This window comes from Aedoeadaptatus urinae (assembly GCF_900155585.1).
GTDB lineage: Bacteria > Bacillota > Clostridia > Tissierellales > Peptoniphilaceae > Aedoeadaptatus > Aedoeadaptatus urinae.
Window position 1 is genome coordinate 95785 of the sequence record NZ_LT707418.1, and the last position, 21632, is coordinate 117416.

Genomic DNA, 21632 nt, shown 5'->3' on the forward strand with positions numbered 1-21632 from the left:
GAGAAAGTATGAGAAACAATTCTGAAGCGACAAAATTTACCATCAAAGAAACGCAAATCGCCATAAAAAGTTTAAAGGATTACTTTGAACGGGATTTGGCCAATACCTTAAATTTGACCCGCGTGTCGGCACCTTTATTTGTGCGGCCGGAAACGGGCTTAAACGACAATTTAAACGGCGTGGAAAAGGCTGTGTCCTTTAAGCTGCGGAAGTACGATATCGACGTGGAAATCGTGCAGTCTTTGGCGAAGTGGAAGCGAAATGCGCTAAAGGCCTACGGCTTTAATTACTATGAAGGTCTTTACACGGACATGAACGCCATTCGCCCCGACGAAGAGCTGGACGACATTCACTCCATTTACGTGGACCAATGGGACTGGGAAAAAGTGATTCGCAAGGAAGATCGAACCGACGCTTATCTGCACTTTATCGTTTCGGAAATCTATTCGGTATTCCTGCGCACGGAAACCTATATTAACAGCGTCTATCCCTATATCCTTACAAAAAAATTGCCGTCGTCCATCTACTTTATGACTTCCCAGGAACTGGAAGACAGATACCCGGACATGAGCCCGAAGGAAAGGGAATACGCCATTTGCAAGGAGAAAAGAGCGGTCTTCCTGCAAGGAATCGGTAAGAACCTTGCCAGCGGCAAGCCCCACGACGGCAGAAGCCCGGACTACGACGATTGGGATTTAAACGGAGATATTCTTTTCTACAATCCCACGACGGACTCCGTCATCGAGCTTTCGTCCATGGGCATTCGCGTCGACGAAGACAGCTTAATGCGTCAATTGGAATTGAGCGATGAGACCCATCGACTGAAAATGGACTACCATAAAAACCTGATCGAAGGTCAACTGCCCTACACCGTCGGCGGCGGCATCGGCCAATCGCGAATCTGCATGTTCTTTTTGGAAAAGAAATCCATCGGCGAAGTGCAAGCTTCCGTCTGGCCCGACGATTATCTTTTGGAAGCGAAGCTACGTGGAGAAGACATCCTGTAAAAGGTAGTGAACTCTTTCGCTCTTTATGATAAAATAAGGAACGATAAGGAGGAAAGGCATGTCCGTACAAAACGCGCAACTGAATCAAAAAACGCTGGATTTCGTCGATATGAAAACGAAGCTGACGCATAAGTTTTTGTATGGTGCGGATAGCTCTGCCATGCAGCTCCTCTTAAATTTGTATGATTTGGAAGAGAAAATTCATAATATTTTCCCTTCTTATGTTTCCATAAAAAATCTGAAGAAGGATATTTTGTCTTTTTTGCGTCGCAAAGACAATCGCGCGGTTTTTGCCAACAGCTTAACCAATGCCATTTACGACGACATTAACCGCTTTGAACTGGTTATGTATTTGGCTGGCTATAAATGCGGCTACAACGCCGCGTCCGAGGCCAATGAGCTGGAGGTCATCACCCTTCGACATATCGATTTGTGTCATATGTTTGAGCGCAAGGTGTTGTTTCACTACGACGGCAAGTACGAGGACGTGCGTCGCTTCAGAAAGCAAGCCATCGAACGTCACTTAAGCTACATCGGCGGCGGCAGCCGGATTAAAGAACAGGCCCAGCGCTTTTCCAAGGTCGTGCTGAAGCGAAAGGTATTAACTTTAAATCACTATGTGGATCGGCAACTGCAAGTCGATTTCTTAAGCCCGAAGAAGTTGTACCGCGAATCGGATTACGTCCTTACGAGGGAAGAGCTGATCGGTTTAAATCGCAAATTAAAGAATTTTTTATATCGAGACGGGCTGAGAATTTATTTATCCGCTTATTGGTGCGGCATAAATGATTCCGTCTTAAGAAGATATCATCCGTAACCGAAGGGCTCGCAAGGGCCCTTTTTTTAAGGAGTTTTATGAGAGTATTGGGAATCGATCCGGGTCTGGCGACGATGGGCTACGGTATTATCGACGTGGCGGGAAACCGACTGTCGGCAGTGGAGTACGGCACCATCGAAACGGGAAGCAAGACGGACTATCCGAAGCGTTTGTTTCAGCTTCACGTGGAGCTGAAAAAAATCATTGAAGCGGCGAAGCCCGACGAAGTGGCCATGGAGGAGTTGTTCTTTAACAAGAACATTACGACGGCGATTTCCGTGGCGCAAGCACGGGGCGTGGAAATTTTAACCTGCATGGAAATGGGGCTTCCCATTTACGAATACACGCCGCTGCAAATCAAGCAGGCTGTCGTAGGCTACGGTCGGGCGGAAAAACATCAGGTGCAGGAAATGGTGAAGATGTTTTTAAGTTTAAAGGCCATCCCGAAGCCGGACGATGCCGCCGACGGCTTGGCCATTGCCATCACTCACATTCATTCGGCGAAGAGTAAGGAACATTTTGAATTAAAGTAGGTGGGATATGATCGATCGCTTGCGCGGAATTATTTTAGAAAAAAGATTGGACGGCGTCGTTGTCGAATCGGGCAGCTTCGGGCTGAGCGTCTTTCTGCCCGGACCGAATTTGGGACGCATCGACGAGGGGGATGAGGTGGTTCTTTATAGCTATCTTCAGGTGAAGGACGACGGCTTTTCTCTTTTCGGCTTTTTGGATGAAGAGGACCGGGAGCTGTTTCTCCTCCTAATCGGCGTCAGCGGCGTGGGTCCGAAGGTGGCCATGGGCATTTTCAGCCGATTTTCTGCAGGCGATGTCATTTACTTTATACAAAGCGGAGACGCAAAATCCTTGACGGAAGCGCCGGGCATAGGCAAAAAGACGGCAGAGCGCTTGCTTTTAGAGCTAAAGGATAAGGTAAAGGAACTGCATCCCTCGGCGCCTGTTTTAAACCTGGCTCCGTCGAAAAAAGCAGAGCCGCAACAGGATGCCTTGGATGCGTTGATCGGTCTCGGCTATTCGCCAAACGAGGCTCGGGATGCCATCAAGGGTATTGACAGCGACGATGTGGAAATCGTACTTAAAGAGGCGTTGAAGCGCTTGGCGATGAAAGGGTAAGGAGGGCCTATGGAAGAGGAACGATTAGTATCAAAAACCGTGTTGCCTCAGGAAGAGCGAATCGAGACGGCCCTTCGTCCGAAGTTTCTGTCGGAATACATCGGTCAGGACAAGGCGAAGGAGAAGCTCGAGATTTTTATCGAAGCGGCCAGGCGCCGGGACGAATCTTTGGACCATGCCCTGTTAAGCGGGCCGCCGGGACTGGGAAAGACCACTCTCGCCAATATTATTGCCAACGAAATGCACGTCAACATGCGGGTGACATCGGGCCCCGCCATCGAGCGGCCCGGCGATTTGGCCAGCATCTTAACTAACTTAGATGAAAACGACGTGCTCTTTATCGACGAAATCCATCGCATCCCTCGCACAGTGGAAGAAATTCTCTATCCGGCCATGGAGGATTTTGCCTTGGATATTATCGTGGGGAAGGGGCCTTCGGCACGTTCCTTACGTTTGGATCTCAACCACTTTACATTAATCGGCGCTACCACCCGATCCGGTCAGTTGGCGTCGCCTTTGAGGGACCGCTTCGGCGTGCTGTTGAATTTAGAGCTGTACGATCCGGAAAGCCTAAAGACGATCTTGCTTCGCTCCTCGGAAATTTTAAGCATCCCGCTGAGCACCTCAGGAGCCATGGAAATCGCCAAAAGGAGCCGCGGGACTCCGCGAATCGCCAACCGCCTCTTAAAGCGAATTCGGGATTTTGCGGAGGTAAAGCGAAACGGTTTGATCGACGAGGACGTGGCGAAGGAAGGCTTGAAGCTTTTAGATGTAGACGACTACGGCTTAGACGATTTGGACCGAAGGATTTTGCGGACCATGATTTTAGATTACGAGGGACGTCCCGTAGGCATCGACACTCTCGCGGCGACCATCGGCGAAGAACGCATCACCATCGAAGATGTCTACGAGCCCTATTTGTTGCAGATTAATTTTATTCAGCGGACGCCTCGAGGGCGTATGGCTACGAAACGTGCCTACGATCACTTAGGGATTCCCTACAGAAAGGACGAGTCATGAAAAAACGATTAAGTCTCCTCGTGCTGCTCGCAAGCATTTTTATCAGCCTGCCGGTATTTGCCGCACAGGGACCCATTCATGTAAAGGTCGGACCCACGGCATCGAGCATTACTTTGTCATCCGACGGCGGCATCATGCGAAACGGAGCTCCCGTGGGGAATAATTTTGTCGCCACGACTTCCAATGTAACTGAATCGGATGTTTTCTCTTCGACTTTAGGCTATATCAACATCGGCGGCAAGCCTTATCGTGGCAATGTACGCTTTGTAAAATCCGGTAGTGCCTTAAAATCTGTGAACATCGTCGATGTGGACGACTATATTCGCGGCGTTCTGCCGAAAGAGATCGGCACCACGACGCCCATCGAAGCCCTGAAAACGCAGGCAGTGGTTTCCAGAAGCTTTGCCTATGCCAATTGGAATAAGTTTGAGAAATACGGTTATAATTTGGACGATTCCAGCGCCTCTCAAGCCTATGCGGGCATGAGCGTGGAATCGCCCATGACAGACCGCGCCGTGGCGGAAACCCGGGGTCAGATTTTATATTACAAGGGCGATGTAGCCAATACTATTTTCCACGCCACCAGCGGCGGCGAAACGGAGGCCATCGAAGAGGTGTGGGGCGGCAATCCCTGCCCTTATTTAATCGCTAAAAAGGACCCTCAATCGGTAAATACCCGCAACGCCACTTGGACGGCGACTCTTTCCTCCGGCGACATTCAAAGGGCCTTTTCCTCGGTGGGACGTCCAACGGCTTTAGAAGTGCTGGAGCGTTCCTCCACGGGGCGTATTAAATCCATGGCCGTGGTAGGTACGGCGGGAAGAGAAGTGGTGACAGGCAATCAATTCCGAATGCGTTTAGGCTGGATGAAGATAAAGAGTGCCAACTTCGGCACCGATCAATTCAGCCGTCCTGCCGAAAAACCGTTGACGGTGATGACATTGAAGGGCATAAAGCCCTATGCTAACGATAAAATTATTACCGCCAAGGGCATTCGCACAGGCAATACGGATTCGATTATTCGAGCTAACGGATTGAGCAAAGCCGTCGGCCGGGTATCGACCTTTAACGATAGTATGCCTATTTCCGAAAGCATTACCTTAAACGGCATAGGCTACGGCCACGGTGTAGGCCTCAGCCAATACGGTGCCATTAACATGGCTAAAAGCGGCATGGATTACAGACAAATCCTAAGCTTTTACTATCCGGGCACGGAATTAAGATAGAAAGGACAGCATGAAAAGAAGCGAGTTTTATTACGATCTTCCCGAAGAATTAATCGCCCAACATCCGGCGGATAAACGGGATGCGTCCAGACTTTTACACGCCATGCCCAATGGGGAAGTAGAAGATTTATCTTTTAGGGATATTCTTCGATTCATTCGCCCGGAGGATGTGCTGGTTATTAACAACACGAAAGTGTTACCGGCGCGCATCTTCGGCCATCGGCCGGGAAAAGACGAGCACATCGAGGTGCTTCTCGTCAAGGAAATTGAAAAAAACCTGTGGCAGTGCATGGTGCGTCCGGGGAAAAAGCTGAAGGTCGGCGGCACCATCGAATTCGGCGAGGGTCTTTCAGGCGAAGTGAAGGCGGTAACGGAAGACGGTCTGCGCCACATTCGCTTCGACTACGAAGGCGTGTTCATCGAAATTTTAGAGCGACTGGGCGAGATGCCACTGCCGCCTTACATTCACGAAAAGCTAAAGGACAAGGACCGCTACCAAACGGTCTATGCCAAGTACGAAGGATCGGCGGCGGCACCGACGGCAGGCTTGCACTTCACAAAGGAGCTTTTGGATGAAATACGAGCTCAAGGCACGGAAATCGCCGAGATCACTCTTCACGTGGGGCTCGGGACCTTTCGCCCGGTAAAAACCGACGACATTGAGGCTCACGAGATGCACAGCGAGTACTATAAAATCGACGAGAAGGCGGCGGATGCCATTAACCGCGCTAAGGAGAACGGCGGTCGCGTCATCGCCGTGGGCACCACCTCCATCCGCACCTTGGAAAGCTGTATGCAGAAAAACGGCAGGATCTGCCCCGATGCGGATAACACCCATATTTTCATCTATCCCGGCTATGAATTTAAAATCGTCGACGCCATCGTGACGAATTTTCACTTGCCGGAATCCACATTGATCATGCTCGTCTCCGCCTTTTACGGAAAAGATGCCATATTAAAGGCCTACGGCCATGCCGTAAAGGAGCGCTATCGCTTTTTCAGCTTTGGCGACGCCATGTTTATAGAAAAGAGAGAATCATGAAATTTACATTGACCCATGAATCTTCCGACACGAAGGCGAGGCGGGGCGTCATAGAAACCGATCACGGGACGATTCAAACCCCGATCTTTATGCCCGTCGGCACCCAGGCCACGGTAAAGACCATGACGCCGGAAGAGCTGCGTGAAATAAAGGCACAAATTATTTTGTCCAACACCTACCATTTGTTTCTTCGTCCCGGTACGGAAATCATTGAGGAGGCGGGAGGCCTGCACAAATTCATGCACTGGGACGGACCGATCCTCACAGACAGCGGCGGATTTCAGGTCTTCAGCCTGTCTCATCGCCGAAAGATCACGGAAGAGGGCGTGACCTTCCGCAGCCATATCGACGGATCCAAGCAATTTTTGTCGCCTGAAAAATCCATGGAGATTCAACACATCCTTGGGTCGGACATTATTATGGCCTTTGACGAATGCGCTCCCTATCCTGCATCCAGAGAATATATCATGCATTCTGCGGAACGAACCAGCCGTTGGGCGGAGCGTTGTAAAATTTATCACGACGACAAGCCCGGCCAAAATCTTTTCGGCATCATTCAAGGCGGCATGTATAAGGACTTGCGCCGCAGAAGCGCCGAGCAATTGGTGGCCATGGACTTTCCCGGCTACGCCGTCGGCGGTCTTTCCGTCGGCGAACCCATCGAGACCATGTGCGATGTCCTGGACTATACTACGGACTTTATGCCGAAAGACAAGCCGAGGTACCTTATGGGCGTCGGAACGCCGGATTTTCTCTTTGAGGCCGTTGAAAGGGGTATCGACATGGCGGACTGTGTCCTACCTACGCGCAACGCCAGAAAGGGAAGCTGTCTAACCTCTCACGGCAAGCTGGTTATAAAAAATGCTCAATACGCCCGCGACTTCAGGCCACTGGATCCGGAGTGCGATTGCTACGTCTGCCGTAATTACTCCAGAGCATACATTCGCCACCTTTTTAAGGCCAATGAAATCCTGGGCCTACGCTTGGCAAGCTACCACAATTTATATTTCCTGCTGAATCTCATGGACAATATTCGAAAGTCCATCGAAGAGGATAACTTCCTCCAATATAAAGATGACTTTTACGCGAAATATGGTTATAATAATAAGAGATAGATAGGAGGTATGTATGGAATTAGGAAGTGGTCTTTTCTCCCAAGCAAACGGCGGAAATTCTATGATCCCTACACTAATCTCTATCGTTTTAATGCTCGCTATTTTTTACTTCGGTATTATTCGTCCGAATAAGAAGAAGGAAAAAGAAGCGCTCAAAATGATGGAAAGTCTTGCTGTCGGTGATGTCATTTATACTTACGGCGGCATCGTCGGGAAAATTGTTCAAGTGAAAGCCGACGTGGTCGTCATCGAATCGACGGGTATGAAGACGCGCTTGGAAATTATGAAATGGGCTATTAAGAATGTGACGAAACAGTCCGGACGTAAAGCAGAAAAAGAAGATAACGAGGAAGAAGAATAGGAGTATTTTATGAAGTACATAAAAACATTGACGAAACGTTCCTTACGCAAGGGTTTGGAAAAAGCCGGCTGCGGCGAATGTCAAACCTCTTGCCAATCGGCCTGCAAGACTTCTTGTACCGTAGGCAATCAAAAGTGCGAAAATAAGGATAGATAAGGTTGTGGGATTCCCACACCTTTTTCTTTTAGAAGGGGAAATTTGTGCGTAAAATTCATCGTTTTCAAGGAAATGGCAAGAATATTATTTTAGACGTGGCGTCGGGCTCGGTTCATGTCGTCGACGACATGATTTTCGACATGGCGGCGGATATGTTGGATTTGAGCAAAGAGGCAATCGTCGAAAAATACAAGGGTCGCTACGATTCCGAAGCTTTGTCCGAGGGCTATGACGAGTTGGATTACCTGATCGAGGAAGGCCTGCTCTATGCCGAAGATACACCCGTCGATTTAAGCGGATTTAATCCCCATTGCCATATTAAGGCCATGTGCTTACACGTATCCCACGACTGCAATTTGCGTTGCGCCTATTGCTTTGCTTCCCAAGGGGACTTTCACGGCGAGCGCATGGTTATGGATCTTGAAACCGGTAAAAAGGCCCTGGATTTTCTTTTGGAAAACAGCGGTAGTCGCCGCAATTTAGAAGTGGATTTTTTCGGCGGCGAGCCCATGATGAATTTCGACGTGGTCAAAGAGCTGGTGGCTTACGGCAGAGAGCATGAAAAAGCCTACGGGAAACATTTCCGTTTCACCATGACCACCAATGGAATTTTGCTCGACGATGAAAACATCGAGTACTTGAACCGTGAAATGGCCAATGTGGTTCTTTCCATTGACGGCAGAAAAGAAGTCAATGACGCCATGCGCCCCACGGTAAACAAAAAGGGCAGCTTCGATACCATCGTGCCGAAGTTTCAAAAGCTCATCGCCTCCCGCTGTGACAAGGACTACTATATTCGCGGCACCTTTACCAATCACAATTTGGATTTTTCCAAGGATGTGATGCTCTTCCACGAGCTGGGCTTTGAAAAGACGTCCATGGAACCGGTAGTCACCGATCCCAACGAAGAATACGCCATTCGCGAGGAGCATCTGGATCAAATCCTGAAGGAATACGAGAAATTAAGCGAAGAGTATCTTCGCATTCGCAAGGACGATCCCGATTTTCTCTTTTTCCACTACATGATCGACCTTTCCGGCGGGCCCTGCGCCTATAAAAAAAGCATCGGCTGCGGCGCCGGCAGCGAATACGTGGCCGTAACGCCGACGGGAGATATTTATCCCTGTCACCAATTTGTAGGCGAGGAAGATTTTCTATTGGGCAATGTGGATGACGGCATCGTGAATAAAGACTTGCAAGACCACTTCCACAAGGCCGATGTATTTCACAAGGAAGCCTGCGGCGATTGCTGGGCAAAATATTTTTGTAGCGGCGGCTGCCACGCCAACGCCTATCACAATAACGGCGACATATACGAGCCCTTCGGCATCGGCTGCCAAATGGAACGGAAACGACTGGAATGCGCTTTAAGCGTTTATGCCAACGAACAGAGTGAATGATGAAGTATTGGTCCGTAAAAAATGAACAAGCAAAAGAAGCCGTCGACTTTCGCGCCATGGGCCTACAGGAGTGGGAATATCGCGTCTTAGTCAATCGCGGCGTGGATACGAAGGAAAAGATTCAAAGCTTCCTTCATCCCTCCATGGAACATTTGCCTTCCGCCATTACCATGAAGGATATGGTGAAGGCGGGGAATCTGGTTCAAAACGTCAAGGGGAAAATTCGCATTATCGGCGATTACGATTGCGACGGCGTCATGAGTACGACTATTCTCATGAAGGGCCTTCAGGGTCTCGGCTTCGACGTGGATTATCGCCTGCCCCATCGCAGGGAAGACGGCTACGGCATGCAGCCGTTCATGGCTGAAGAAGCAGAGCATGACGGCGTGGAGATGATCATCACCTGTGACAACGGCATCGCGCAATTCGATGCCATCGAGCGAGCGAAGGAATTGGGTCTGAAGCTGATCGTCATCGATCACCACCAAGTCGTGCGCCGAGAAGGGGAGGAAGTGCTTCCGAAAGCCGATGCCATCATTAATCCTCATCAATCGGCCTGTCATTATCCCTTTAAAGGCTTATGCGGTGGCGCTCTGGCCTTTTATTTTGTAAACTATCTATATACCATCTCGGGACAAAAGGAAGCCTTGGACGAAGACCTGGTCGGCTTTGCCGCCTTGGCCACCGTTTGCGACGTGATGGAGCTCATCGGCGAAAATCGGGACTTGGTCACCTGCGGCCTCGCACAGCTGAACCGCACGCAAAACATTGGCTTTAATGCCCTAAGAGAGGCGGCGAAGATCAAAGGGGACATCGGCGCTTACCATTTAGGCTTTATTTTAGGACCGACGATCAATGCGGCGGGCCGACTGGATACGGCAACCGATGCCGTGGAACTGTTTTTAACCGACGACCCGTCCTTTGCCGAAAAGACCGCCAAATACTTGCGTGAATTAAATCAAAAGCGCCAGGCCCTGACCACGGAAGGGCTTATGCGTTTAGAAAAGCAGCTGGCCAATCCCAAGGAAAAGGTGCAGCCGATTTATATTTTAAAAGACGAAACCATCGACGAAAGCATTGCCGGCATTATTGCCGGGCGCATTAAGGGCAAGTATTCCAGGCCCTGTATCGTTCTGACGTCCGGAAAAGACGGGCTCAAGGGCTCCGGCAGAAGCATCGAAGCCTACAATATGGTGGAGAAAATTCGCGAGAGCGAAAAATATCTGACCTCTTTCGGTGGCCACGCCATTGCATGCGGATTGAGTTTGCGGAAAGACCATTACATCGCCTTTAAACTGGATGCCATCGAAAAAAGCGATTTGGATCCCAGGGATTTAGTCCCTCGGGTGCGCCTCGACGCCATTATGCCTCCCGACAAGGTGAGCCTTGAGACGGTGGAGCGGCTGGATCGTCTGAAGCCCTTTGGAAACGGAAATCCGAAGCCGCTTTTCGGCGCCACAGGCGTTTATGTTTCGCAGTACCGAATTTTCGGTAAGAATAGAAATGTTATTAAGCTCGAGCTTTTTTATAAAAATGCTTGCTACGACGGCGTCATGTTTATGGACGCGGAGGATTTTATGGCCTTTGCCAATCAGGCCAAGGCACCGGACGGAAGCCTCTGTGTGGACATGGCTTACATTCCGACCATCGACACCTTTAATAACAGGAACGCATTGCAATTTCAAATAGAAGATTTGAGACGATCTAAAATGGTGATGACATGATTGAACAATTGATTGAAAAGATTTTGTCTTACAACCCGGAGGGGGATGTAGATAAAGTTCGCGAGGCTTACCTCTTTGCCGAAGCGCATCATAAAGGCCAAAAGCGCAATTCCGGGGAGGACTATATCGTTCACCCTTATCATGTTGCGCTTATTTTGGCGGAAATGAATATGGATATAACCACCATTATCGCCGGTCTGTTGCACGACACCATTGAAGATACTGACGTCACCTACGAGGATGTGAAGGAGCATTTCGGCGAAGACGTCGCCGTAGTGGTCGAGGGCGTGACGAAATTAAAAATGCTCTCGTACCAAACCAAGCAGGAAAAGCAGGCGGAAAATATTCGAAAGATGGTTCTCGCCATGGCGAAGGACATCCGCGTGGTCATCGTCAAATTTGCCGACCGCCTACACAATATGCGCACCCTGGAATATATGACGCCGGAAAAGAAACACGACAAGGCACTGGAGACCATCGAGATCTATGCGCCCCTTGCCGACCGCTTGGGCATGAGCCGGGTGAAAAGCGAGCTGGAGGATTTGTCTCTACGCTATTTGGATCCGGAAAATTATTATAATTTAGTGGATATGATCAATCGCCGACGCAGCGAGAGGGAACAGCTTATCCAATCGTTAATCGACGACATTTCCAAGCAATTGAAGCGCATGGGCATCGCCGCCGATATAAACGGTCGCCCGAAAAATTTCTACAGCATCTACAAGAAGATGATGAAAAAAGGCAAGACCTTTGAAGAAATCTACGACTTACAGGCCATCCGCATTCTCGTCGACGACGTGAAGGATTGCTACGGGGCACTGGGTGTGGTACACACCATGTATAAGCCTATTCCCGGTCGGTTTAAGGATTACATCTCCATGCCGAAGCCAAACAAGTATCAATCCCTGCACACGACCGTTATCGACGACAACGGCGAGACCTTTGAGGTTCAAATTCGCACCTGGGAAATGCACAAGACGGCGGAATACGGGATTGCCGCCCACTGGAAATACAAAGAAGGTGCGAGGAAATCCACCACCTTTGACGAAAACCTGACCTGGCTCAGACAGCTCTTGGAATGGCAAAAGGATTTGAAGGATCCCAACGAGTTTATGGAAACCTTGAAGGTGGACTTTTTTGCCGACGAGGTCTTCGTCTTTACGCCTAATGGCGACGTCATTAATCTGCCCGACAATTCCACGCCCATCGACTTCGCCTATCGGGTGCACACGGCTGTAGGAAATACCTGTGTCGGCGCGAAGATCAACGGTCGCATCGTTTCTCTGAGCCACAAGCTGAAAAACGGTGAAATCGTCGAGGTCATTACCAATAAAAATTCCGAGCCGTCCCTGGACTGGCTGTCCATCGTCGCCAGCCCCCAAGCCCGAACGAAAATCAGGCAATATTTTAAAGTTAAGGATCGGGACAAAAACATCGAAAAGGGCCGGACCATGATCGAGCAAGAGGCGAAGCGCCTCGGCTATAAACCTGCCGACTTCGTTCGCGACGATTGGATGGAAGAGGTACGGCAGCGTCTCAAATACGGCAATTTAGACGACCTCTATTCCCAAATTGGCTACGGCAGCACGAGCGTTCGCCAGGTAACGGCGAAGCTGGAAGAGTATGCCAAGGAAGAAAAGCGCAAGACCATGGCAGAAACGATGTCCGTCGACGACATCGCCCTGCAAGAAGATAAGAGCGACCATCGCAATACGGGAGGCATTGTCGTCAAAGGCATCGACAATGTGAAGGTCCGCATCGCCAGATGCTGTACGCCGGTGCCCGGCGATGAAATCGTCGGCTTTATTACCATGGGTCGGGGGATCAGTATTCATCGCTCCGATTGCATCAATCTGAAGAATAATCTGAACGAGGATCGACTGATTCCCGTGCGTTGGGAAATCGACGAAAAAGAGACCTACAGTGCCGAAATCGAAATTCGCGCTGCCGGAAAAAACAATGTGTTGGCGGATATTGCCAATCGGATCCACGATTCCCGATTGGATATTCAAAATCTGTCTGCGCGAGAGGACAAGGATCACAATATGATCGTACGCACGGTGGTGCGCATCCATCATATCGACGAATTGTCCCGCCTGTTGAAGAAGCTGGAAAAAATCGAACATGTTTATGAAGTATATCGAGTGAGCGGTTAAGGAGAGTCTATGCGAGCAGTAGTCCAACGTGTGAAAAAAGCAAAAGTTTCCGTCGAAGGAGAAGAGGTTTCTTCCATCGGGTCGGGACTTATGGTTCTCGTCGGCGTTACCGACGAGGATACGAAGAAGGATATGGAATACATCGGCAATAAAATCATGGGGCTTCGCGTTTTCGACGACGAAAACGGCGTCATGAACGTCAATGTTGCCGACAGCGAAAAAGAAATCATGGTGGTTAGTCAATTTACCCTCTACGGCGATGCCAGAAAGGGCATGCGTCCCAGCTATATTCGCGCAGCAAAAGGCGATGTTTCGGAGCCTATGTATGAGGAGCTTATAGCTTACATCGAATCGAAGGGCCACAAGGTCGCTCGCGGACGCTTTGGCGCGGACATGGCCATCGACATGGTCGGCGACGGCCCGGTGACGATTCTACTCGACAGCGAAAGGAGCTTTTGATGGCCATCGATACTCTATTAGTGGGCGGAACCACCAATTGCTACCTGGTCTATGACGAGGCCAAAAACGGCTTTATCATCGATCCCGGTGCGGAACCGGAAAAGATTCTGAGCTGCGTGAAGCGCCTGGGACTATCCATCGAAGGCATCTTGCTCACTCACGGCCATGCCGATCACATTTCCGCCTTAAACAAGGTGCGCGACGGCCTGGGCGTTAAGGTCTATATGCACAAAGATGAGCTGGAGAATTTCCTCAGTCAATCGCCGCAATTCATCGCCATGCTGGGAGGGGAGCTACCCGATAAAAATCCCGACGTTCTGCTGAAAGACGGCGATGTGATTCCTTTTAAAGCGGGGGATGTAAAAGTCATCTTCACCCCGGGTCACACCCCGGGCGGCGTATGCTATCTTTACGGCGACACATTGTTCAGCGGCGATACTTTATTCCAAGGCTCCATCGGTCGCACGGATTTTCCCGGCGGCGACGTGTCTGCCATTATGGAATCCTTAGTTAAGCTTACTAAACTAAACGAAGACTTAAAGGTTCTTCCCGGCCACGGCTTTCCTACCACCATCGGTAACGAAAAGCGTATGAATCCATTTATGCGGCAGGTTTTATGATACGAGTAGTTAACGGCACAGATTCGGAGTTGCACACCTTTTATGAGCTGCTTCGGATCTATTTTCCTGCATACGAGATTTCCGGCGAGTTGTTTTTAATCATCGACACACTGGCAGAGGGAAAGCGCGTGACTTTAATCATCGGAGACGATCGCTACGAAAACACGTTTCCCGGAGCGGACGAATTTGAACTCAAGCGAAAAATCAGCGCGTGGATAGCAAGGGAAGTGAACCATCCGGACAAGGAGCCTTCCTCATGGGGAAGCTTGACGGGGACACGGCCCATTAAATTTTTACAAAAACATCGTAGACGCTTAGGCGACGACGGGGCATTAAAACTCTTAACGGACGACTACTTGGTCGATCCGAAGGTGGCCTCTCTCTTAATGGAAATTGCCTGTAAAGAATCCCGGCTGACGAAGGATTATTTGGGACGAGGCTATTCCCTGTACATTCACATCCCCTTTTGTCCCTCGCGCTGTGAATATTGCAGCTATCCCACCATCGGAAGCGCCAATAAAGAAGCGGTCAAAGTATACATGGATTTTCTTCTGAGGGAGCTTCATTTTGTTCTGGAACAAACCGGTCGTGCGCCGGAGACGATTTATATCGGAGGCGGAACGCCTACATCAATTCCTGTGAAGGAGCTGGAGCGGATTCTAAATTATCTCGACGATTTTAAGCCGCGGGAATTTACTCTGGAAGCCGGGAGACCGAAGACCATTACAGAGGAGCTGCTGCAAAGCTTACGTAGCTATTCCATTACGAGGATCAGTATTAACCCGCAAACCATGGTAGAGCGAACGCTTCAGGCGGTCAAGCGGCCCCATAGCCCGGAAGATATTTTAAAGGCCTATGCCCTCGTCAGGGAGCAAACCGATTTTCAAGTCAACATGGATATGATCCTGGGACTGGGGGATGAGGAGGTCGAGGAAGTGGCCTATACATTGGACCGCCTCACTGCATTGGAGCCGGAGAATATTACGGTTCACATGCTGTCTTTAAAAAACGGTTCGAAGATTTTTGAAAATAACAGCGTGTACGTCAAACAAACGGGAGCCATGCAGGACTACGCCATGAGCTACCTGACGGACAAGGGCTATCTGCCCTATTACCTCTACCGTCAAAAGCGAATTTTAGGCAACGGGTCCAATGTCGGTTATGCGAAGGAAGGGACAGAGTCCCTGTATAATATGATTATGATGGAGGAGATCCATTCCGTTATCGGCGTCGGCATGTCGGCCACGACTAAGCTCGTCGACAGGAACGGCAAAACAATTCGTAAGTTTTCGAATTTCAGAAATATGCGCGACTACACCGATCGTTTCGGCGAAGTCTTGCGAAAAAAGGCCTTGTATTTGGGAGAAGGAATATGATTTTAAAAAAACTTTTAGACGGGATTGAAATTTTAGATCGAAAAGGCGACATCGACGTAAATCTCGACATACCCCACATCGCCAATGACTCCAGAGAGATCGGCGAAGGAGATATTTTTGTCGCCATGAAAGGCGTCTTAGTCGACGGCCACGACTACATTAAAAAAGCCAAGGACAATGGCGCCGTATTGGCCGTAGTCGATCACCTCACCGAAGACGACATTCCGCAAATCGTCGTCGAAAACCCGCGGATGGCCCTTGCGGATTTGGCATGCACCTTTTACAATCACCCGTCGAAGGAATTAAAGGTCTTCGGCGTGACGGCCACCAACGGAAAGACCTCTACCGCTTATATGATTCGGGACATATTTAAAGAAGCGGGCTATGAAGTGGGCGTCGTCGGCACGGTGGAGGTGCAGTACAAGGACGTATCCATTCCGTCGATTTTAACCACACCCGAAAGCATTCACCTGCAAAAGCATTTGAGGGATATGGTGGATGCCGGCATCGAGGTCGTGGTCATGGAAGTGTCCTCCTCCGCCCAAGAGCTCTACAGAAGCAGAGGCATCGACTACGACATCGTCAGCTTCAACAATATTTCCGAAGAGCACTTGGAACAACACGGCACCTTTGAAAATTACTTCCACTTCAAAAGTCGCCTTATTCGCCACGCCGACGAAAAAACCGCAGTGATTTTAAACATCGACGCTCCCCTTATTGAAGGGCTCATCGAAAAGACGAAGGGCGACGTGTTGACGGCGGGCATCGAAAAAGAGGCCTCCATCGGCATCGAAGACATCGATCTGTCTACGGGCTTTGCAAAATTTAATTACGTGGTAAAACAGGCTCATCACAGCTCGCGGTGGAACCTGGATCCCGTGGTGCTTCCCATTGAGCTGGAGGTGGCGGGCTACCACTCCGTGCTCAACGCCATGATCGCCATTACTTACGGTTTATTGGAAGGCGTCGACGGGGCGACGATTCAAAAGGCCCTTCGCAATTTTTCAGGGGTCGAAAGACGCTTCGAATTGATTTATAATAAGGACTATATGATCCTTGACGATCACTTTGCCAACGAAAAAAACATCGCCGTGACCTTGGAGACCCTGTGCCAAATGGATTATAAGAATCTCCACGTCCTTTACGCCGTACGTGGCGGAAGGGGAGCGGCGCTTAATCGCGACAACGCCCTGGAAATGGTAAAGTGGATGGACAAATTGCCGCTAAAGACTTTTTACGCCACCCGAAGCGAAGAAGTGGTCTCGTCGAAAGACGTGGTCACTGATTCCGAGCTGGCCGCCTTCTCCGAGGTCATGAAAGAGGCCGGATACGACGTCCCCGTCGTCGACGATTTAAAAAGCGCCATCGCCAAGGTATGGGATCAAGTTGGCGAGCACGACGTCTTTTTGTTGGCCGGTTGCCAGGGCATGGACCACGGCGCCAAGTACGTGTGGGAAACTTTAGCCGAACAATCCGAAGGCGAAGATAAAACCTATTGGTTGAACAAAATAGAAAACAGAATTTGTTAGGAGGCATCATGGGAGAAGCATTGGGTTCATTAAAGCGCAGCCATTTCTGCGGAACATTACGAGAAGAACATATCGGTGAAAGCGTCACGGTGATGGGATGGGTGCAAAAAGCCAGAAATCTCGGCGCCATTGTCTTTGCCGATCTTCGCGATTACACGGGAATCGTGCAGGTGGTCTTTGACGGCGATACGGACGAGGTTATTTTCGAGAAGGCGACGAAGCTGCGCTCGGAATTTTGCGTCGCCGTCGTCGGCAAGGTTCGCATGAGAAGCTCTGTGAACGAGCAAATCCCCACGGGCAAGATCGAAATTTTGGCGACTGAGCTGAAGATTTTATCCGAATCCGACGTTCCTCCCATTTATGTAAAGGACGACGATGACGTTTCCGACGACTTGCGCCTAAAATACCGTACCCTGGACTTGAGAAAACCCCGCAGTCAGTCGATTTTACGCACCCGTTCTCGGGTATATAAATTAACGCGGGACTTCTTCGACAGCGAAGGCTTTGTGGAAGTGGAAACGCCGATGCTGAACAAGCCCACGCCTGAAGGGGCACGGGACTATTTGGTTCCCAGCCGTATTCACGAGGGCGAGTTCTATGCTCTGCCACAATCGCCTCAGCTCATGAAGCAAATGCTCATGGTGGCGGGATTCGATCGCTACATTCAAATCGCCCGCTGCTTCAGAGACGAAGACTTGCGCTTTAACCGTCAACCGGAATTTACGCAAATCGATATGGAACTGAGCTTCGTCGAAATAGAAGACATTATCGACGTCAACGAGCGCTATTTAAAAATGCTCTTTAAGGAAGTTTTGAACAAGGATTTATCCATTCCCTTTAATCGCATGACCTATCAAGAGGCCATGGATCGCTACGGCGTGGACAAGCCCGACGTACGCTTCGGCATGGAGCTGAAGGATATTTCCGAGCTGGTAAAAGACTGCGGCTTTAAGGTATTTACCTCCGCCGTGGAAAGCGGCGGCAGCGTCCGCACCATCGTCGTCGAAGGCGGGGCGGAAGCCTACACGCGGAAGAAAATCGACAAGCTGGAAGCCTTCGTTAAGGATTTTAAGGCGAAGGGACTGGCCTGGGCCAAGGTGAAGGAAAACGAAATCCAATCGCCTATTTTGAAATTTATCGGCGACGACACCATGGGCGCGATTCTCAAAAAGCTTGAAGCGAAAACCGGCGACTTAGTCCTCTTTGTTGCGGATAAAAACGACACGGTCTATGCGGCTCTTGGCAATTTAAGAAATCACATCGCCGATGAGATGGGTCTCATTCCCGAAGATGTGATCGCACCGCTTTGGATCGTCGAATTCCCCTTATTTGAATACGACGAAGAAGAGGGGCGTTATGTGGCCAAGCACCACCCCTTTACATCGCCTATGGACGAAGACCTGGATAAGCTGGAATCCGATCCGGGCGCTTGCCGCGCGAAAGCATACGACATCGTCATTAACGGCGATGAAATGGGCGGCGGCTCCATTCGTATTCACGACAGCGACGTGCAATCCCGTATGTTTAAAGCCCTCGGATTCACCAAGGAAGAAACGGAAGAGAAGTTCGGCTTCCTTATCGAAGCCTTCCGCTACGGCGCACCGCCGCACGGCGGCCTGGCCTACGGCCTCGACCGCTTAATCATGCTTTTAACCGGCGAAAAAAATATGCGCCACGTCATCGCCTTCCCGAAAACCCAATCGGCCAGCGACTTACTCACCGGCGCGCCCGTATCTTTACCTGAGAAGCAATTAGAGGAAGTTCACATTCACGTTATAGAGGAGTGATCTTATGATCCAAATTGGACGTATCTTATCTGTTAAAAACGGACTGGCTTACATGGAAGTAAGCAGAAAAGGCGCATGCGGTTCTGCCTGCGCGACCTGCTCAAGTTCGGCCTGCGAATCGAAGTCGGAGTTTATCTCCGTACCCAATGATTTAAACGCCAAAGAAGGAGACAGTGTGGAGTTGTTCGTCAATGACCATTTCGTCCTTCATTCGATTTATAAGGTCTACGGAATTCCACTGGTTTTCTTTTTACTTGCCATCGGCTTGGGGCAACTTCTTTTACCCGATGCTCTGCCGAAGCGCGATTTGTATGTTTTTATTCTAGGCGCTTCATCATTGGTGATCAGCTACTTTATTTTAAAGTCTGTCGATAAAAAACAAGGCAATGGGGCCCATCCGAAAATGGTTCGAATATTATAAAAAAAGTCCATGCGTTTCGCATGGACTTTTTATGTGCAGTCGTTGAACTAGAATGATTTAAATTTGTGAAAGATCGGGCGGGCATTGTTGAGCGAGCGCTCACGAAAGGCTCGAAGGGACCGGGAAAATAAACTGGAAGCGACGATTCCCAGGGAGAGCGCAACGGCGATGGAAAAAGTATTGGCGCCTTCACGAACGAAAAATTCCATATTGTCCTGAATCAAATAGCTCATGGTGTAATACATGCCGCCCCCGGGAACCAATGTAATCAATTGCGGCAAAACAAAAATCGTGGCGGGCATTTTATAGTGTCGAGAGAAAAATTCGCCCAAAATGCCCATAATGAGTGCGGAAACGAAGGCGCCGAAAAATGCGCTTCCATCCAAGTCTACAATTTTCAAATAAATTAAATAAGCGAAGCCGCTGCTCAAAGCACTGGGGATTAGGGAACGCTTCGGCGCTTCCACGGGTACCGCATAGCCGATAGTCGATGTCACCGAAACGACAAACATCAGGATAAGTTTAGACAGTTCCATATCAGCCTCCGATAATCTTTTGTACGTTTAAAATAAAGCCGACGCCCAGTGCGATGGCGAGAGCGACAAAAATTCCCTTCGTAATGCCGATCATGCCGGAGACAAAGTCCCCACTCATAATGTCTCTAAGTGAATTGGTGATTTGCATCCCGGGGACCAAGGGCATAATGGATCCGATGATGATCATGTCCATGTGGAGTCTATCCGTAGCATTCGCACCGACAAATGCGAGGATGGACACGACCATGGTACCGATGAGCGTATCTGCGAAGAAATTGATATTGAAGCGTGAAGTGGTGCGCATACAATAGCTTAAAGCCATTCCGACTAGGAATGTATAGCTGAAATCGTACCAATCCCCGCCGAACATCACGGCAAAGGATGCACTACAGAGTCCGATAAAAAACATGGACATGGGTAACGAACATTTTTCCATGGTTGATATCGCCAAAAGCTTGTCGCGAGCATCGTTCAGTGAAATATCGCCGGAAACGAAATTTCTTGAAAAAGTATTGATAGCATCGATGCGGGACAAGTGAACGCCTTGGTTTTTAATGTCTTTAAACATGGTGATGGTTTCGCCCTCGTACTGAGCGGAGACGAAAATCGCAGAGCTCAGGGCGAAGACCTCGACCTCTTTGATCTCTTCTACACAAGCGCACATACGCACGATGGTATCCTCGGAACGGTAAATCTCCGCACCGTTTTTGATCAGCATTTGACCGGTAATCATGGCCAGGTTAATCAAGCTTTTTGCTTCGTTTAAATTATCGACGTGGCGTTTTTCCATGCATATCACCTGCTTTCTCTATCAGCTTTAATTTATCGCTTCGACTCATCTTTTTAATAGAGGCTTCGCGGCGAAGCCCCCAGGAAAGATCAGCACCTTCCTCTAAGTAAACCATGGTAACGGGAAGGCGCGAGCGAGTGTACTTGGCCCCGGTGCCTTTATTGTGTTCTTCCAAGCGTCTTTCGGGATCCGTGGTGTAGCCGGTGTACAAGGTGCCGTCGCTACAACGTAGGATGTAGACGTAATGCTTGCTTAATTTTTCCATCGGCTCAACACTTCTTTAATTTCGTTGTAGTGAAAGCCCCTGGAAAGGAGAAATCGGATGATCTTTTCCCGTTCCTTCACAAGAATTCCGTCGCGAAGATATTTTTTTTCTACGATGGCTTCGATCATCTCTATTTCAATTTCCGTGGTATATTCTTCAAGGCCGTGGGCGATGGTCGTATCGTCGATTCCCTTTTGCCGAAGGATATAGGCGATCTTTACCGGTCCGTAGCCGTTAATATTACGCTTGTCCCGACAGAACAAAAGGGCGTAGGCCTCGTCGTCGATGAAGCCGTACTCGCTTAAGTAATCCACGACTTCATCGGTGACCTCTTCGTCGAAATCCTCTGAAGATAGGATCGTGCGAATTTCACTCTCGGTTTTTCGATTCGTCAATTTTTTCAGGGCAAGATCGATTCCGTCTTGTCGAGCGCTGTCAAAGACGATGGCGACGATTTGATCCTCGTCGATTTCCTTTCCCTTATACAAATTGTGGCGTACAAAAACCGACTCCTTAAGAGACAATGTATCGTCATTTGAAAGGTGAAGGACGTAGCGATCATCTTCTTTTTTTATTTTAATAATTTCCATAGGCATCATCGATTTATTTTAACACAAATTAGAGTTTTCTTCTCGATGATCCGGACCTTTGAAACGGCGGAAACGTTGAAAATGAACGGTTGCTGTGATACTAT

Annotated in this window: 23 protein-coding genes; 19 read left to right on the plus strand and 4 right to left on the minus strand. The window is 49.4% G+C overall.

Annotated elements, in window-relative coordinates; translation table 11 throughout:
• Positions 1 to 8: 8 nt before the first annotated feature.
• The 19 genes from asnA to BQ7397_RS05700 are packed head-to-tail and all read left to right on the plus strand — an operon-like array spanning position 9 to position 19347.
• Positions 9 to 1007, plus strand: a complete 999-nt coding sequence (asnA, locus tag BQ7397_RS05610) for an aspartate--ammonia ligase (RefSeq protein ID WP_077075132.1) — start codon at positions 9 to 11, stop codon at positions 1005 to 1007.
• A 58-nt stretch (positions 1008 to 1065) separates the two neighbouring features.
• Positions 1066 to 1824, plus strand: a complete 759-nt coding sequence (locus BQ7397_RS05615) for a hypothetical protein (RefSeq protein WP_077075133.1) — start codon at positions 1066 to 1068, stop codon at positions 1822 to 1824.
• 38 nt (positions 1825 to 1862) lie between these two features.
• Complete coding sequence (gene ruvC / locus BQ7397_RS05620; protein WP_077075134.1) at positions 1863 to 2357, plus strand: crossover junction endodeoxyribonuclease RuvC; 495 nt, start codon at positions 1863 to 1865, stop codon at positions 2355 to 2357.
• 7 nt (positions 2358 to 2364) lie between these two features.
• The gene (ruvA, locus tag BQ7397_RS05625; protein ID WP_077075135.1) at positions 2365 to 2955 is read left to right on the plus strand and encodes a Holliday junction branch migration protein RuvA; all 591 of its coding nucleotides are present in this window, start codon (positions 2365 to 2367) and stop codon (positions 2953 to 2955) included.
• A 9-nt stretch (positions 2956 to 2964) separates the two neighbouring features.
• Positions 2965 to 3975 carry a Holliday junction branch migration DNA helicase RuvB gene (gene ruvB / locus BQ7397_RS05630; protein ID WP_077075136.1) on the plus strand — a complete coding sequence of 337 codons (1011 nt, stop codon included), beginning with the start codon at positions 2965 to 2967 and terminating at the stop codon, positions 3973 to 3975.
• Positions 3972 to 5201: a SpoIID/LytB domain-containing protein gene (locus BQ7397_RS05635; protein ID WP_077075137.1), complete on the plus strand. Its 1230-nt coding sequence runs from the start codon at positions 3972 to 3974 to the stop codon at positions 5199 to 5201. Before ruvB ends, BQ7397_RS05635 begins: the two co-directional genes overlap by 4 nt.
• A 10-nt stretch (positions 5202 to 5211) precedes the next feature.
• Complete coding sequence (gene queA, locus BQ7397_RS05640; protein ID WP_077075138.1) at positions 5212 to 6243, plus strand: tRNA preQ1(34) S-adenosylmethionine ribosyltransferase-isomerase QueA; 1032 nt, start codon at positions 5212 to 5214, stop codon at positions 6241 to 6243.
• A complete protein-coding gene (tgt, locus tag BQ7397_RS05645) occupies positions 6240 to 7358 on the plus strand; it encodes a tRNA guanosine(34) transglycosylase Tgt (protein ID WP_077075139.1) in 1119 nt (372 codons plus the stop codon). The genes queA and tgt overlap by 4 nt, the downstream gene beginning before the upstream one ends.
• Before the next feature lie 13 nt (positions 7359 to 7371).
• Positions 7372 to 7719 (plus strand): preprotein translocase subunit YajC, encoded by a 348-nt coding sequence (yajC, locus tag BQ7397_RS05650; RefSeq protein ID WP_077075140.1) that lies wholly within the window; start codon positions 7372 to 7374, stop codon positions 7717 to 7719.
• 9 nt (positions 7720 to 7728) lie between these two features.
• Positions 7729 to 7875, plus strand: coding sequence for a six-cysteine ranthipeptide SCIFF (gene scfA / locus BQ7397_RS05655; RefSeq protein WP_077075141.1), 147 nt, complete (start codon positions 7729 to 7731; stop codon positions 7873 to 7875).
• A 44-nt stretch (positions 7876 to 7919) separates the two neighbouring features.
• A complete protein-coding gene (gene scfB, locus BQ7397_RS05660; RefSeq protein WP_077075142.1) occupies positions 7920 to 9275 on the plus strand; it encodes a thioether cross-link-forming SCIFF peptide maturase in 1356 nt (451 codons plus the stop codon).
• Complete coding sequence (gene recJ / locus BQ7397_RS05665; RefSeq protein WP_083703437.1) at positions 9272 to 10999, plus strand: single-stranded-DNA-specific exonuclease RecJ; 1728 nt, start codon at positions 9272 to 9274, stop codon at positions 10997 to 10999. Before scfB ends, recJ begins: the two co-directional genes overlap by 4 nt.
• Entirely contained in the window at positions 10996 to 13155 is a 2160-nt protein-coding gene (locus tag BQ7397_RS05670) for a RelA/SpoT family protein (RefSeq protein ID WP_077075144.1), read from the plus strand. Before recJ ends, BQ7397_RS05670 begins: the two co-directional genes overlap by 4 nt.
• 9 nt (positions 13156 to 13164) lie before the next feature.
• Positions 13165 to 13614, plus strand: a complete 450-nt coding sequence (gene dtd / locus BQ7397_RS05675; RefSeq protein WP_077075145.1) for a D-aminoacyl-tRNA deacylase — start codon at positions 13165 to 13167, stop codon at positions 13612 to 13614.
• The gene (locus BQ7397_RS05680; RefSeq protein ID WP_077075146.1) at positions 13614 to 14234 is read left to right on the plus strand and encodes an MBL fold metallo-hydrolase; all 621 of its coding nucleotides are present in this window, start codon (positions 13614 to 13616) and stop codon (positions 14232 to 14234) included. Before dtd ends, BQ7397_RS05680 begins: the two co-directional genes overlap by 1 nt.
• Positions 14231 to 15610 carry a coproporphyrinogen dehydrogenase HemZ gene (gene hemZ / locus BQ7397_RS05685; protein WP_083703438.1) on the plus strand — a complete coding sequence of 460 codons (1380 nt, stop codon included), beginning with the start codon at positions 14231 to 14233 and terminating at the stop codon, positions 15608 to 15610. The genes BQ7397_RS05680 and hemZ overlap by 4 nt, the downstream gene beginning before the upstream one ends.
• Positions 15607 to 17139 carry a Mur ligase family protein gene (locus BQ7397_RS05690; protein ID WP_077075148.1) on the plus strand — a complete coding sequence of 511 codons (1533 nt, stop codon included), beginning with the start codon at positions 15607 to 15609 and terminating at the stop codon, positions 17137 to 17139. The genes hemZ and BQ7397_RS05690 overlap by 4 nt, the downstream gene beginning before the upstream one ends.
• An 8-nt stretch (positions 17140 to 17147) precedes the next feature.
• Positions 17148 to 18926, plus strand: coding sequence for an aspartate--tRNA ligase (aspS, locus tag BQ7397_RS05695; RefSeq protein WP_077075149.1), 1779 nt, complete (start codon positions 17148 to 17150; stop codon positions 18924 to 18926).
• 4 nt (positions 18927 to 18930) lie between these two features.
• Positions 18931 to 19347, plus strand: coding sequence for a SoxR reducing system RseC family protein (locus tag BQ7397_RS05700; protein ID WP_077075150.1), 417 nt, complete (start codon positions 18931 to 18933; stop codon positions 19345 to 19347).
• A 47-nt stretch (positions 19348 to 19394) separates the two neighbouring features.
• Here BQ7397_RS05700 and BQ7397_RS05705 read toward each other — a convergent pair whose 3' ends face one another.
• Genes BQ7397_RS05705 through BQ7397_RS05720 form a run of 4 tightly spaced genes read right to left on the minus strand, consistent with a single transcriptional unit; the run spans position 19395 to position 21528 of the window.
• Complete coding sequence (locus BQ7397_RS05705; RefSeq protein ID WP_077075151.1) at positions 19395 to 19883, minus strand: threonine/serine exporter family protein; 489 nt, start codon at positions 19881 to 19883, stop codon at positions 19395 to 19397.
• 1 nt (position 19884) lies between these two features.
• The gene (locus BQ7397_RS05710; RefSeq protein ID WP_077075152.1) at positions 19885 to 20673 is read right to left on the minus strand and encodes a threonine/serine exporter family protein; all 789 of its coding nucleotides are present in this window, start codon (positions 20671 to 20673) and stop codon (positions 19885 to 19887) included.
• On the minus strand, positions 20651 to 20938 hold the full coding sequence (locus BQ7397_RS05715) for a GIY-YIG nuclease family protein (RefSeq protein WP_077075153.1): 288 nt from the start codon (positions 20936 to 20938) through the stop codon (positions 20651 to 20653). Before BQ7397_RS05715 ends, BQ7397_RS05710 begins: the two co-directional genes overlap by 23 nt.
• Complete coding sequence (locus BQ7397_RS05720; RefSeq protein WP_159435161.1) at positions 20926 to 21528, minus strand: RecX family transcriptional regulator; 603 nt, start codon at positions 21526 to 21528, stop codon at positions 20926 to 20928. The genes BQ7397_RS05715 and BQ7397_RS05720 overlap by 13 nt, the downstream gene beginning before the upstream one ends.
• Positions 21529 to 21632: the final 104 nt, after the last annotated feature.

Excerpts from the sequence above, each read along its gene's own strand:
- tgt (WP_077075139.1), top strand. The coding sequence starts at position 6,240 with ATGAAATTTACATTGACCCATGAATCTTCCGACACGAAGGCGAGGCGG.
- ruvA (WP_077075135.1), top strand. The coding sequence starts at position 2,365 with ATGATCGATCGCTTGCGCGGAATTATTTTAGAAAAAAGATTGGACGGC.
- dtd (WP_077075145.1), top strand. The coding sequence starts at position 13,165 with ATGCGAGCAGTAGTCCAACGTGTGAAAAAAGCAAAAGTTTCCGTCGAA.
- ruvC (WP_077075134.1), top strand. The coding sequence starts at position 1,863 with ATGAGAGTATTGGGAATCGATCCGGGTCTGGCGACGATGGGCTACGGT.
- asnA (WP_077075132.1), top strand. The coding sequence starts at position 9 with ATGAGAAACAATTCTGAAGCGACAAAATTTACCATCAAAGAAACGCAA.
- BQ7397_RS05615 (WP_077075133.1), top strand. The coding sequence starts at position 1,066 with ATGTCCGTACAAAACGCGCAACTGAATCAAAAAACGCTGGATTTCGTC.
- BQ7397_RS05670 (WP_077075144.1), top strand. The coding sequence starts at position 10,996 with ATGATTGAACAATTGATTGAAAAGATTTTGTCTTACAACCCGGAGGGG.
- hemZ (WP_083703438.1), top strand. The coding sequence starts at position 14,231 with ATGATACGAGTAGTTAACGGCACAGATTCGGAGTTGCACACCTTTTAT.
- BQ7397_RS05690 (WP_077075148.1), top strand. The coding sequence starts at position 15,607 with ATGATTTTAAAAAAACTTTTAGACGGGATTGAAATTTTAGATCGAAAA.
- ruvB (WP_077075136.1), top strand. The coding sequence starts at position 2,965 with ATGGAAGAGGAACGATTAGTATCAAAAACCGTGTTGCCTCAGGAAGAG.
- BQ7397_RS05635 (WP_077075137.1), top strand. The coding sequence starts at position 3,972 with ATGAAAAAACGATTAAGTCTCCTCGTGCTGCTCGCAAGCATTTTTATC.
- recJ (WP_083703437.1), top strand. The coding sequence starts at position 9,272 with ATGATGAAGTATTGGTCCGTAAAAAATGAACAAGCAAAAGAAGCCGTC.
- queA (WP_077075138.1), top strand. The coding sequence starts at position 5,212 with ATGAAAAGAAGCGAGTTTTATTACGATCTTCCCGAAGAATTAATCGCC.
- BQ7397_RS05705 (WP_077075151.1), bottom strand. The coding sequence starts at position 19,883 with ATGGAACTGTCTAAACTTATCCTGATGTTTGTCGTTTCGGTGACATCG.
- BQ7397_RS05680 (WP_077075146.1), top strand. The coding sequence starts at position 13,614 with ATGGCCATCGATACTCTATTAGTGGGCGGAACCACCAATTGCTACCTG.
- yajC (WP_077075140.1), top strand. The coding sequence starts at position 7,372 with ATGGAATTAGGAAGTGGTCTTTTCTCCCAAGCAAACGGCGGAAATTCT.
- scfA (WP_077075141.1), top strand. The coding sequence starts at position 7,729 with ATGAAGTACATAAAAACATTGACGAAACGTTCCTTACGCAAGGGTTTG.
- BQ7397_RS05715 (WP_077075153.1), bottom strand. The coding sequence starts at position 20,938 with ATGGAAAAATTAAGCAAGCATTACGTCTACATCCTACGTTGTAGCGAC.
- BQ7397_RS05720 (WP_159435161.1), bottom strand. The coding sequence starts at position 21,528 with ATGGAAATTATTAAAATAAAAAAAGAAGATGATCGCTACGTCCTTCAC.
- aspS (WP_077075149.1), top strand. The coding sequence starts at position 17,148 with ATGGGAGAAGCATTGGGTTCATTAAAGCGCAGCCATTTCTGCGGAACA.
- BQ7397_RS05700 (WP_077075150.1), top strand. The coding sequence starts at position 18,931 with ATGATCCAAATTGGACGTATCTTATCTGTTAAAAACGGACTGGCTTAC.
- BQ7397_RS05710 (WP_077075152.1), bottom strand. The coding sequence starts at position 20,673 with ATGGAAAAACGCCACGTCGATAATTTAAACGAAGCAAAAAGCTTGATT.